The sequence below is a fragment of the Paraburkholderia aromaticivorans genome (assembly GCF_002278075.1).
Classification (GTDB): Bacteria; Pseudomonadota; Gammaproteobacteria; order Burkholderiales; family Burkholderiaceae; genus Paraburkholderia; species Paraburkholderia aromaticivorans.
In genome coordinates this window covers 61094-73645 of the sequence record NZ_CP022994.1, presented here as the reverse complement: position 1 = coordinate 73645, position 12552 = coordinate 61094, and the positions used below count along the sequence as shown (strand labels likewise).

Genomic DNA, 12552 nt, shown 5'->3' with positions numbered 1-12552 from the left:
AAAACCTTGCAATTTTCACTTTTGACCGCATCGAATCATGAGATACGGTGCATGAAAACCGGAAGATCGGGCTCGGGCAGCACCGCCAGAACTTTCAGGCGCTGCAGCGTGCGTTTTTGGCCCGCGTGGAGGTGATCGGCAAGTGCCGTGACTGCGGCCTCGGTGCTTCCCGCGAGCAGGTGTTTGAGTACTGCTCGATGTTCGACCAGCGTGCCGGCTTCGGGATGAAGATTGAAGGCGTTATAGAAAGCATGGTTGACAGTGAGCGGCATGTGCGCGTGCCCGATCATGCCGAGCAGCTTTTTGTTTGGCGCCTGGCTGAGGCATTCTACGTGCAACGCGGTTTCGATCCGCTCCAGGGCGTCCGCGTCGATCGAGTCAGGCTCGTCGATCGCGCGCTCCACTTCAGCTAGCGCCAGGGTCAACTTCTCTTTCGACAGATGCGGCATGCTAGCCCTCAGCGCTGCCGGCTCCAGAAGTACGCGTAACTCGTAGTCGTGGGCAACGGCCCGTGCGGTAAGCGGTCCACACAGCCAGTGCGAGTAGGCGGACTTTTCGACCAGGCCGAGATCGCGTAGGCGGCTCAGCGCTTCGCGAACCGTCCCGCGACTCACACCGAAAGCTTCGGCCGCCTCGCTCTCGTCGATACGAAAATGGCCGAACGTAATACCGATTGAAACAGCCGCTTCCATGGCGTGATAAATGCGCTCGCTGTTCGAAGGCAGGGCGAGCGGCGCATGCGCCTCGTCGAATCCGAGGGCGGACTCCGAAAGCGGCGCGCGCAGAGGCGGTGGGGCACTACCGTCGGGGCTCGCGACGACATAGCCGCGTCCTTCGAATGTGTGCAGCAGGCCGCCCGCATGCAGCATCTCGAACGCCTTGCGAACCGGAACGCGGCTTGTGCCGAATACGCGGGCGACAGGTCCTTCAAGCAGCACCAGTCCGGGCGCGATCTTTCCGAGCGCGATGGCGTTCTTCAATTGGTCGTGAATCAGACGATAGCGCAGCGGTGCGTCGGTCACGGAAGGCTGAGTTGAAATGGTTGCGCTTGCGCGTCTTGTCATGTTCGGCTTGATGGGCGGCGTCAGGCTCGCATGAATTCGGTCCAGCGCCGCACTAGATAATTGTGTTCGTCCATCACGGAATCCCATACCGCGATGCGGCCCATGCGCGCGACGTAACTGCCTCCGTCGCGACGCTGGCCCGCGGCCACCAGATGCCTGCGGGTCGGACCTAGCAATTCGGCAGCAGCGGGTTTGCCATCGTACCAGTAAGCCCATTCCGCGTCGGTGAGATAGTCGCGAGAGCGCTCCTGGTTCGAGATGTAGAAGCCCTGTCGCGCCATGGTCGCCCCGGCCCAGCCGTCGAGCCACCAGTTGAGGTAGTCGTAAGCGGCATCAAGCGCGCGGCCTTGCGTTGCACGCGAGAGCGACATGCCGCCGAACCACGCGCGGTAACCCTCGCGCGGACTCGCGAGTCTGAAATGCAGTCCGGCTTTTTCGAGTTCCACCGATGCCGGCGACCAGATGCTCTGAATGACGACCTTGTTCGAGATCATCAGTTGCGCGGCCTCGGCGAAGCTTGACCAGAAGCCCGCAAAATGGCCGCGGCGCTTGTATTCGATCAGCGTGGCGATAAGTGCGTCGATCTCCTCGATCGTCAAATTGCCGATGTCGGCAAACTTCATCAGACCGCTGGCTTCGACGGCGAGCGCGGCGTCGATGGCGCCGATCGCGGCGTCTGCCTGCAGTGCGACCCGGCCCGCGAGTTGCGGAGCGAGCAGCCATGCCCAGCTTTCACCGCCCTCGACGAGCGTTGCCGGCAAGGCGTCCTCGAGATAGACGAAGCTGTCTGCGTTGTGCGTGAGCGGCAGCATGCTGACGCGCCCGGACACCTTGCGCCCGAGTGAATTGTCCGCCTGCACGTACAGGCGGTCGACCGGGATGCTTCCGGCGCCCGTGCCTGCCCGCCGGGCGAGCCGCCCGGCGCGCGGCAGCGAATTGATCTCTTCCCAGCGGCGAATGCGGCTCACGTCGATCGGTTGCAGTGCGCGCGCCGGCCACAGGCAGTCGATGCTGTGAAACCACTGATCGTAGAGTTCGTAACTTTCCGGATGCATGACTCCATTGCGCTGCACGGCCGAACCGTCCTCGACGATGAAGCGCAGCCTGATGCCGAGATCGTGCTCGGCCTGCTTGCGGATATGCTCCTGCAGCGTGACCGAGGTGCCGAGGACGCGTAGTTCGACCTTGGACCGGTGCACGGCCGGTGCGGGAGTCTGGGTATACGCAGGTTTCAATGAACGGGTTCTTCGAGCGTGGAACAAAACCGTCGGTAGGATGCTTCGATTCTCTCGCCACTTAGCCCTTCGGTGATGAAGACGAGCTTCGATGCACGCACTGCATCGGGCCAGGTATCCAGATGCAGGACCGGATGAACGAGATGCTGGATGGCATGCAGCACGGCAGGCCGTTCTGCGCCCTTGATCGCAAGCAATCCCTTGACGCGCAAGATATTATCGCCGTGCCGGTTGAGCAGCATGGTGAACCAGAGCGTAAAGATCTGCCAATCGACCGGTTCGTCCATCTGCATGCAGAACGATCTGATGTCGTTTTGTCGTATCGCGGTGCGATGGGCGAAAGCCAGTGTGGCGCCCGTTGCGCCGAAACCGGCGGGCGTCATCGGGCGAGCTTGCGCGCCGATTCTGCGGATCAGAGCGTCCGGACTCGCAGGCGCAAACAGCAGATCGAGTAGGGCATCCGCCTCCATGTTGCGGCTCAACACTTCAGCCGCGGGATTGATCTCGCCAAGCGCAGTCATTAATACTGCAACGTGCGCCTCGTCGGCCAGATCGGTCTTGCTGATGAGGATGCGGTCCGCAGCCGTGACCTGCGCCAGCCATTCGGGGTGTCGCGCGCGCTGCAGGGCAGCGTTGAGCGCATCGACTACCGTTACGGTCGAGTTGAGCACGTAATGGCTGCGGATGACAGGATCGGCGAGCAGCGTGGCGACGATGGGGGCCGGCGTCGCAAGCCCGGTCGTCTCCAGAACGACCCGCGTGAATGGCGGCACTTCGCCGCGCGCGCGCCGTGAAAACAGTGTCGCGAGCGCGTCCTTCAGTTCTCCGCGGATCGAACAGCAGATGCAGCCGTTGTCGAGCAGCACGGTCTGCGCTTCGACTTCGCCCACCAGCAGATGATCGAGTCCGACCGCGCCGAACTCGTTGACGAGCACGGCGGTGTCCCGCGCTGCGTCACCCTTGAGCACGTCGGCGAGCAGGGTGGACTTGCCGCTGCCGAGAAAGCCGGTGACGAGCGTGACTGGAATGACATCGTAGGCGAGGCTCATACGTGCGGCTCCGCTGTGTCGCGCGGCTCTTCGAACAGGGTCAGCGGATCGAGGGGACGACCGAGCATCGTCTCGGCAACCTTCCAGACCTGGGCGAAGTCGCCGACGAGCTCGCTCCTGCCCGTAGGCGACGACAGCACGAACGACTGCCCGTGGAAGTCGTCGAGTCTCAGGCGCAGCGGAATCAGGATCCGGTTGGCAAGCGCGGCCCGGATGTAGCGCTGGCGCCGCGCATTCGGACCACTGTCGGGCGCGGTCGTGTTAGACCAGTGATTGCCGCCGCCGAGCAGTCCGCACATTCCGCACATGATGATTCTCCGTCAGGCTTTCGGGCAGTTCAGGGCATCACATCGCCGGAGTTCGGCCCGAGCGTCTGGCCGACGAACAGGTTGCCACCCGGGTCCGACGCGAGCAGCACGGCAGCCGGCGCGACTTCTTCCGGCCTGCCAAAGCGCCGCAACGGCAATTCAGCCGATTTCGCTTTCTTCCATGCGGCACTGATGCCATCGACGAGCGCCGTTTCGATCGGTCCCGGCGCAATTGCGTTGACCAGCACGTTGTCCGGCGCCACTTCGAGCGCGAGCGACTTCGTGAAGCCGATCACGCCCGCCTTCGCAGCCGAGTAATGGCACAGCTCTGCGCCGCCCTTGATGCCGAGCTGCGACGCGACGTTGATCACGCGGCCCCATTTCTGCGCGATCATCACGGGTAGCGCGCGGCGTGTGCACAGGAACACGCTGCGTAGGTCGACGCGCATCATGTCGTCCCACATGGCGGTCGTCAGGTCGACGCAACGCGCCTGCGTCAGCATGCCGGCGTTGTTGACGAGAATGTCGATGCCGCCGAGCACCTCGATGCAAGTATCGACGATGCGGTTCGCATCCGCTTCCACACCGACGTCAGCCTGCACCGTCTGAACGGCAGCGCCGAGTGCGCGACACGCATCGGCCTGCTGGGCGAGGCGCCCGGCGTCGCGGTCGGCAAGCAGAAGGCGCGCGCCGAGCGCGGCGTACGCCGTTGCAATCGCAGCGCCGATGCCGCTCGCGGCGCCCGTGACGACGGCGCGTCGGCCGTCGAGAGAAAATGATGCAGTCATTGCGCGAGTCTCCTTAGCCGGGCCAGCGTACGGTCAGGCCGCCATCGGCGATGATCGCCTGGCCGGTGATGTAGGACGCGTCATCACTCGTCAGGAAGCGAATCAGCGTGGCGATTTCGGCAGGCCGGCCGACTCGCTTGAGCGGAATGCCGAGCGCCGCCTGCCGGAGTCCTTCCGGCCCGAGCGAGTTCACCGCGTCGAGCGATTGTGGCGTCTCGATCAGGCCTGGGATCACCGCGTTGCAGCGGATATTGCGCGCAGCAAGTTCCATCGCGACGGCACGGCACAGGCCCGGGACGCCGGCCTTCGCGGCGGAGTAATGCGTGTGGTTCTCCCAGCCGTACACGCCGCCCGCAATCGACGATACCGCGACCATCGAACCGCCGTCTGACATGTGACGCGCGGCCGCCCGGAAAGTGCGCATCACGCCGGACAAGTCGACATCGAGCATGTCGAACCACTGGTCATCGCGCATCTCGGTTAACGGGGCGGCGCGCAGCAGGCCGGCGTTGGCGATGGCAAAGTCGATCCGGCCAAACCGCTCGACAGCGGCATTCGCGAAGGCTTCCACCTGTTCGGCGGACGTGACGTCGACCGGTTGCATTACGCACTGGCCGCCGGCCTGCGCAACGGCTCGTTCCGTGCCAAGCGGGTCGTGAGGGTCGCCTGGAAAATAGCCGCCCACGACGGCCACGCCGATCTGCGCATAGGCCACTGCCAGCACCTGTCCGATGCCGCTTGCGGCGCCGGTGATCAGGGCAACTTTCATGTGTGATTGTCCGCTCATGGGTTACTTGATGGTTTCAGGGCTGACGTGCTTCGCGCAAAGGATCAGCACACCTGAAAGGAAACAGGGCACGGCGCCGAACCAGATCGCCGCATGCATCCAGTCGCCGCCGTGGTTGAGCATCGACGTTACGCCGACACCCGCGAGAATTGCGCCGATCGGGCCCATTGCGTGGACGATGGAGCTGCCCGTGCCGCGGATCGAGGTCGGATAGCTTTCGCCAATGAAGAACAGCGCCGCCGAATACGGTCCGATGAGAAAGAACAGTCCCAGGCTGTAGAGCGCCACGACGACACCCGCGCTGCTCGGTCCCATCAGCATGCCCGCGAAGGCGAGACCGCCGAGCATCCAGCCGATGGCGAGCGTGTTGCGCCGGCCGATCTTGTCGCCGATCCAGCCGTGGCTCAGGTAGCCGCAATAGCCGATCACGTTGGACAGCACGAGGATCAGCAGCGAGTTTTCAAACGACACGTTGTGAACGCGCGTGAGAACGGTCGTGCCGAGCACGCTGAACACCTGGATCGCCGACCAGTTCAGCAGGATGCCGCCGCCTAGCACGAGCGTCGCCCTGAGCGCATCGCCCCGGAACGCTTCGCGCAAACCGGCCCGGCTGTGCTGCTCGTAGTCCACCTGATGCTCGCCCGCGAGCGAACGCGCTTCCCTGTCCTGACCTGCGTCGCGCAGTTGCTTGATCTGCTTGTGCAGCAGGAACTGCGGGCTCTCTTTCAGGCGTCGCGTCATGAAGAAGATGACGACGGCCGGAAAGGTTGCGAAGACGAAGCAGCCCCGCCAGCCGATGCGCGGCAGGAGCAGGGCAGTGAGGCCCGAAGCGATGAGCGCGCCGATCGGCCAGCCACCTTGTACGAGACTGTAGATAAAGCCCTTGTTGCGGTTCAGGCGCGGATCGTTGGCGGCTGAATACAGCTCATTCAGGTACGTCGCGTTGACGGTCTCCTCGGCATAGCCAAGGCCCGACAGCGAGCGGATCAGGACGAGCGGCCACTGACCCATCGCGCCGCCGGCCACCGTCAATCCTGAGCAAAGCGCCGCGCCCGCGACGGTCCACAGGAGGCCCGCCTTGCGGCCGAGTCGGTCGAGCAGCGGTCCGATCGCGAAGGCAATCACCGCTGTGCCGATCGCGACGAATGTCGCAATTTCAGCCTGCGTCGCGGCGCCCCATCCATAGTGCTTGCCGATTTCTGGGAGCAGTGTGCCGAAGAGAATGAAGTCGTAGACGGCGAAAACCCAGGCGAAGAACGCGACGATGGTTGCGCGTTTCACGTCGACGGGCAGGATTTTTTCAGGCTTGAAACCGACTTCGGACAGTAGATTCAACTTCATCGTTGTGCTCCCTAAATGAGGGTCAGGCGGATATGCCGCGTGGATGGCGGCGCAGGAAATCGTCGGCGATTTCGTCACAGGTGCAAAAACGTACGCCGTCGTGCGATCGGAAATGCGCGATGAGCCGCTCGAGCATGAGCAGCACCTGCGGGCGGCCGGATACGTCGGGGTGGATCGTGATCGGAAAGACGGCGTAATCGTGCTCGCGATAGACCCAGTCGAACTGGTCGCGCCACATCTGCTCGATGTCGCGCGGATTGACGAAGCCGTGGCTGTTCGGCGACTTCTTGATGAACATCATCGGCGGCAGATCGTCCAGATACCAACTGGCTGGAATCTCGACCAGGTCCGTTTCCTGGCCGCGCACGAGCGGTTTCATCCACGCGCTCGGATGCTTGCTGTAGTCGATCTTCGTCCAGGTGTCGCCGACTCGCACGTAGTACGGATGGAAGTCGTTGTGCATCAGGCTGTGGTCGTACTTGATGCCCTTCTTGACGAGCAGTTCGTTCGAGACCGCGCTGAACTCCCACCACGGCGCAACATAGCCGGTCGGACGTCGGCCCGCAAGCTGGGTGACGAGTTCGATGCTGCGGTCGAGCACCGCTTCTTCCTGTTCTGGCGTCATCGCGATCGGGTTCTCGTGGCTGTAGCCGTGGATGCCGATCTCATGGCCTGCTGCCGCGACTGCCTTCATTTGCTCGGGGAAAGTCTCGATCGAGTGGCCCGGAATAAACCACGTGGTTTTCAGCTTTTCGCGCTCGAACAGTTTCAGCAGGCGCATCGAACCGACTTCGCCGGCGAAGAGCCCGCGCGAGATGTCGTCGGGCGAGTCCTCGCCGCTATAGGAGCCGAGCCAGCCGGCGACGGCGTCGACGTCGATACCAAATGCGATCAGGATTTCCTTTGCCATCGTGTGTTTCCTCCTCAGGAATTGAATGTCTGTCGTTCAATCGACCATGCGATGTCGAGCAGCACGTCGTCGTCGTTTTGTGCGCGCATCAGCTGCACGCTGGTGGGCAGGCCGTGCTCGTCGGTGCCGGACGGCATGGCGACCGCCGGCGTGTCGAGAAAACTGCCGGGCATCGTGAGCGCCAGCGTCTGCAGATTCACAAGCGCGAACCGTTCTGGATCGGCTTCGAGCGGTGCGCGCTCAGGCGCGACGAGCGGCACGGTCGGCGCGATCAAGGTGGCCTCGGCGAGTTCATGCCTGAACGATGCAATCAGTTCCAGGCGGCGCGCGAGCAAGTAGTCGCGGCGCCCGGAGGGAACGGCGCGACTTCTCTCCAGACGCGTGCGCACGCGCTGATCGATACGGTCTGCATCGGGCGAATCGAGCAGCGCATGATGGACCTCGAACGCTTCCAGGCCGCCCAGCCATCCGTGCGTGCGAATGAGGTCGTGTACCTGTTCCAGTGTCGCGAAACGGCGCGCGTCGACCACGGCGCCTGCGTCTCGAAGTCTTTCGATCAAGCGTCGCAGGTTCGCGACCACGGCGTCACTCACGGAGTAACGCTCGATGAGCGACGGATCGACGACAAAGCGCTGCCCTTTCAGGTTCTTAGAGGTCCTGGCCATGGTCGTGCCGCGCACGGCCGCGTCGAACGCCATACAGTCCGCGACGCTTCGCGCGATCGGCCCTGATGTGTCGAGCGTCTTCGACAGTGCCGTCATGCCGCTTTTCGGATACCGCGAAGTACTCGCCCGGTAGCCGACTACACCATTGAAAGCCGCAGGAATGCGCACGGAGCCGCCGGTGTCGGTGCCGATTGCGATCGGCACGATGCCGGCCGCAGCGGCGATCGCCGCGCCCGAGGACGACCCGCCAGGCACGCGCGCTCCGTGGTCCAGAAATGGATTGACCGGCGTGCCAAAATGCGGATTGAGGCCGAGCCCCGAATACGCAAACTCGGAGAGGTTCGTCTTGCCGATGCCGATGAGGCCTGCCCGAGCCGCCGCGGCGACGAGTGGAGCGTCTGTGGGTGCGGGCTCGTGGCCCGCATACACGGCCGATCCTGCAGTCGTTACGGTTCCGGAGATGTCGAACAGATCCTTCCATGCGACAGGTACGCCATCGAGCGGACTCAACGGCGCGCGGTTCTGCCACCGGACGGCGGACGCCTCTGCTTCGGCGAGCGCGCGCTCCGGTGTTGTCGATATGAACAGCGCCGGCACCTGCTGTGCCCGCTTCAAGGCAGAGCGGACCGTGTTGACAGGATCGGCACGGCCGCTTGCGTAAGCACGGGACAGCGCGAGTGCCGTGGCGAAGTTCTCATCCATGCCGGGTTATCCTCGTATAAATGTATGTCGTCGACAATGTACGTTTAAATTTAAAGAGTACAAAATCGCTCTGGATATACGGAATAACCCTTGTCCTCCATCCGGGCCAAGTCCTTGCGGCCCATGCGTGCACCTCGCGCGGGCGGTGCCCCAGCGTTCGTGCCACAAGGGGGACGGGCTGGAGGGTACGCTGTCTTTTTAATGACGCCCGTCAGAGTTGGTGCGCGAGATTCAGCGCAGTTCAGCAGGCATATTCCGCTGCGTTGAAGCGCCTTCTTGACATGTCCGGCATCGATCCTGCAAAGCCGGCTCCGACGGCATCCGCCGCAATAGCAGGAGAGCTGACGGATCTCAATCGGCACCTCGTGGAGGTTCGCGGCCTTTCGGATAGCACATGCCACGTGCGGCGGCGTCGCATGCTTGAGTTTCTTGTTGATCGTTTCGGCACGGGCCCAGTCGACATATCGAAGCTAGTTCCAGCGGATGTCGTCCGCTTCGTCATGTGTCGCACGCGCGGACTCGCGCCCAACGCTATCAAGAGCGTTGGCATTTCGCTTCGTAGTTATTTTCTCTTCAAGAGCAGCCGTGGAATCCCAACCACAGATCTCATCGCAGCACTGCCGCGGGTCGCCTTATGGCATCACAGCGGACTGCCCGATGTTCTCCCCTGACGAGATCAAGACTGCTAAACGCCTTCGACCGCAACAGTGCTACCGGCATGCGCGACTATGCAATTACGCGCTGCCTGCTGGACTGAGAGTCTCCGAAGCGACGGGACTGGCCCGTTCGGATGTCGATCTCGAGCAGCGGCTGCATACTCGATGCGCCAAGTTTGGCAAATCGCGTTGGGTCCCGATACACCGCACCACGGCGGAAGCACTGCACCGCTATGTCAGGAAGCGCGACCGCGATCTTCTCGCTGGTAACACCGAAGCGTTCTTCGAATTTGACTACGGTCGTCCCGCCGGCTCTGGTGCAAATAGCGAAGGCGAATCGGTTAGAGTTGTGGGGAACAAGTGAACTGATGGCTGGTAATGAGCAAGAAGAGTGTGGACGGGCTGTTCGATGGGCGGCATTTTGATCGGGAGATCATCATTCTGTGTGTGCGCTGGTACCTGCGCTACAAGCTCAGCCTGCGCGATCTGGTCGAGATGATGGCCGAGCGGGGTTTGTCGCTGGCTCATACAACGATCCTGCGTTGGGTGAGGCGTTTTACGCCGGAATTCGTCAAGCGCTGGAACCGTTTCAGCACGCCCGCGGGGCGGTCATGGCGTGTTGACGAAACGTACCTGAAGATTCGTGGCAGGTGGGTTTATCTGTACCGGGCGGTAGATCGATCTGGCCAGACGGTCGACTTCATGCTCAGGGCAAAGCGCGACGTGGCCGCGGGAAAAGCTTTTTTCAGCAAGGCCATCAGGCATCAGGGTCAGCCGCCGGAGACCATCACGCTAGATGGCTATGCTGCCTCGCACCGCGCGGTGCGCGAGATGAAGGCCGAAGGTCTGCTGCCTGAGGACACGAAGGTCCGGTCCTCGAAATATCTGAATAACCTGATCGAGCAGGACCATCGCCACATCAAATCCAGAGCGAACGTGATGCTCGGCTTCAAACGGTTCAGGAGCGCCGCGACCACGATTTCAGGCATCGAGTTGATGCATCGCATTCGCAAGGGTCAGTTCAATCTCGCGAAGCTCGGCCTCAAGGATACCGCTGCGCCCGCTGTCTGGAATGCTGTCCTGTCCAATCGATAAGATATCCTTACCTATATGGAACTTCTCGACCGGCTTACCTATTTGCACCAGAACCGAGGAGATGATGGCCGAGCGTGGCATCGATGTCGATCATTCGACCGTGCACCGCTGGGCCATCAAGTTGCTGCCGGTCCTGGAGAAGGCGTTTCGCCGTCGCAAGCGACCGGTGGGCAAGAGTTGGCGGGTGGACGAGAGTGTGTCACGAACACAAGCGAAAGCTTGTGGTGCTGTACTGAAGATGGGAGTAGGCCTCCCGAAGCCGGCTTGCAGGAGCAGGCTTCAAACCGCCCGGTGCTGTTGCGTTCAAAAGGCGTGGTGGTGAGCGACCGTGGAAAAGTCATTCATCAGGATGGCAGGTACGTGTTGAGAAGATGAGCGCAAGCAAACCGTTCGATGATGCGTCGTTAATTCGTTAAAGCGCTGTCAAAACTGGGGTCATTTCGTCGCTCCAGGATCAGTCAGGACGAGACCTGTTTACGGACCTGACGGCAGCCGGCGTAGAGGCGGCATGAGCTCAACACAGGCTTCGGTATGGAACGTGAGAACCTTGTTGCGGATGAAAAGGGAAATGACAAATGGCCAACACCATGAGGAAGAATACCGATGCCGTAACGAGGGGCGGAGCTGCCCGTAGTAGTGCTAAAGCCCTTGTAATGAGGGTGGAGCGAAGGGGCAGCGTTATCCGGTTGACGAAGGTCACCAGAGGTGGCCCCGTTCGTTCAGACAGTCGCGACGGGATTTAAGGTGGAGCCTGCCGGACGTTACGCTGCCGTTTTGATCGCAGGCAGCATCGCGAAGTAAGCCTCATCCGGCGTCCGGTCCGCCAGACTGGAATGGGGTCGGCGCTGGTTGTACCACGTCAGGTAAGCGGCGATGGACTGCCGCGCGTGGCTAACCGATTCGTAAGCCTTCAGATACACCTCCTCGTATTTCACGCTGCGCCACAGCCGCTCGACGAACACGTTGTCGCGCCAGCTTCCCCTGCCGTCCATCGACAGCTGGATGCCCTTGCCCAGCACGGCCTCGGTGAACGCGTCGCTGGTGAACTGGCTGCCTTGGTCGGTGTTGACGATTTCAGGCGGCCCATATTTCGCAAAGGCTTCCTCCAGCACGGCGACGGCGTGTTCGGCTTCGAGCGTGATCGCCACCCGGTGCGCGAGCACGCGGCGGCTCGACCAGTCGACCACCGCCGTCAGATACGCCCCGCAGGAAGTCCCCTTGGGGGACACGAAGCCGCGCGCCATCGGAATGTAGGTCGTGTCGAATGCCCAGACCTGGTTGCTGCGTTCGATCCTCCGGTTGCGCAGCAGGTACGGCCAGATCTTGTGCGCCGCGTGCCGCCGGCTCGTGTTCGGCTTGCGGTACAGCGCCTCGACGCCCATGCGCTTCATCAGCGTACCGACATGCTTGCGTCCGGCCACGAACCCCTCGCGCCTGAGCATCCGGGCCAGCATGCGCGCCCCGGCAAACGGATGCTCCAGATGCAACTCGTCGATCCGGCGCATCAGCATCAGATCGGCGTCGCTGAAAGCTCGTGGCAGGTAGTCGGCGCTCGAACGACTGATCCCGACGAGCTTCGCCTAACGCGCCACCGGCAACGCGTGGGTACGGTCAATCATCTCTTTCCGCTCAGCAAACCCGTTTTGCCGAGCGCGCCGGATAAAAAATCATTCTCCAGCGCCAGCTGCCCGATCTTCGCGTGCAGCGCCTTCAGGTCAACGGGAGGCTCGCAGGCTGGCTCGCTGCGCCGAGCACATCGGCTGCACGCTCCTGCAACTGGCGCTTCCATTCCGTGATCTGGTTCGGGTGCACATCGAATTGCTGTGCTAGTTCTGCAAGCGTGCGCCGGGTTCTCTTCGTCATCTTCTGGTTTCCTTTGCCGGCATTATGCCGGGCTCAGATTCCAGCTGCTCCACTTATCCCTCTGTCCGATTTCCCGGGCCACCTCTCAG

General features: G+C 62.4%; 11 protein-coding genes and 2 pseudogenes. 3 read left to right on the top strand and 10 right to left on the bottom strand.

Annotated features, from left to right (window positions below):
* Positions 1-35: 35 nt before the first annotated feature.
* The 9 genes from CJU94_RS39950 to CJU94_RS39910 all read right to left on the bottom strand — a co-directional run bounded on the left by CJU94_RS39950 (position 36) and on the right by CJU94_RS39910 (position 8849).
* A complete protein-coding gene (locus CJU94_RS39950; protein WP_244221233.1) occupies positions 36-1022 on the bottom strand; it encodes a GntR family transcriptional regulator in 987 nt (328 codons plus the stop codon).
* A 62-nt stretch (positions 1023-1084) separates the two neighbouring features.
* Positions 1085-2263 (bottom strand): ABC transporter substrate-binding protein, encoded by a 1179-nt coding sequence (locus CJU94_RS39945; protein ID WP_095423964.1) that lies wholly within the window; start codon positions 2261-2263, stop codon positions 1085-1087.
* 32 nt (positions 2264-2295) lie between these two features.
* Positions 2296-3348, bottom strand: coding sequence for a CobW family GTP-binding protein (locus CJU94_RS39940; protein WP_095423963.1), 1053 nt, complete (start codon positions 3346-3348; stop codon positions 2296-2298).
* Positions 3345-3656 (bottom strand): hypothetical protein, encoded by a 312-nt coding sequence (locus tag CJU94_RS39935; protein WP_095423962.1) that lies wholly within the window; start codon positions 3654-3656, stop codon positions 3345-3347. Before CJU94_RS39935 ends, CJU94_RS39940 begins: the two co-directional genes overlap by 4 nt.
* A gap of 29 nt (positions 3657-3685) precedes the next feature.
* Complete coding sequence (locus CJU94_RS39930) at positions 3686-4444, bottom strand: SDR family NAD(P)-dependent oxidoreductase (RefSeq protein WP_095423961.1); 759 nt, start codon at positions 4442-4444, stop codon at positions 3686-3688.
* A gap of 13 nt (positions 4445-4457) precedes the next feature.
* On the bottom strand, positions 4458-5213 hold the full coding sequence (locus CJU94_RS39925; RefSeq protein WP_095423960.1) for an SDR family NAD(P)-dependent oxidoreductase: 756 nt from the start codon (positions 5211-5213) through the stop codon (positions 4458-4460).
* A 21-nt stretch (positions 5214-5234) separates the two neighbouring features.
* Entirely contained in the window at positions 5235-6572 is a 1338-nt protein-coding gene (locus CJU94_RS39920) for an MFS transporter (RefSeq protein ID WP_095423959.1), read from the bottom strand.
* 22 nt (positions 6573-6594) lie between these two features.
* A complete protein-coding gene (locus tag CJU94_RS39915; RefSeq protein WP_095423958.1) occupies positions 6595-7482 on the bottom strand; it encodes a polysaccharide deacetylase family protein in 888 nt (295 codons plus the stop codon).
* A gap of 14 nt (positions 7483-7496) precedes the next feature.
* Positions 7497-8849 carry an amidase gene (locus tag CJU94_RS39910; RefSeq protein ID WP_095423957.1) on the bottom strand — a complete coding sequence of 451 codons (1353 nt, stop codon included), beginning with the start codon at positions 8847-8849 and terminating at the stop codon, positions 7497-7499.
* Between the two features lie 657 nt (positions 8850-9506).
* On the opposite strand from CJU94_RS39910, the gene CJU94_RS39905 reads away from it, so the two are divergent.
* From CJU94_RS39905 to CJU94_RS42680, 3 genes and pseudogenes are all read left to right on the top strand, one after another.
* Positions 9507-9869: a tyrosine-type recombinase/integrase gene (locus CJU94_RS39905; protein ID WP_244221232.1), complete on the top strand. Its 363-nt coding sequence runs from the start codon at positions 9507-9509 to the stop codon at positions 9867-9869.
* A gap of 14 nt (positions 9870-9883) precedes the next feature.
* On the top strand, positions 9884-10600 hold the full coding sequence (locus tag CJU94_RS39900; protein ID WP_095423955.1) for an IS6 family transposase: 717 nt from the start codon (positions 9884-9886) through the stop codon (positions 10598-10600).
* Positions 10578-10796 (top strand): annotated as a pseudogene (locus CJU94_RS42680) (IS6 family transposase); the annotation flags it as partial. The gene CJU94_RS39900 and the pseudogene CJU94_RS42680, both read left to right, overlap by 23 nt.
* Before the next feature lie 565 nt (positions 10797-11361).
* Here CJU94_RS42680 and CJU94_RS39890 read toward each other — a convergent pair.
* Positions 11362-12445: pseudogene (locus CJU94_RS39890) on the bottom strand (IS3 family transposase); the annotation flags it as partial.
* Positions 12446-12552: the final 107 nt, after the last annotated feature.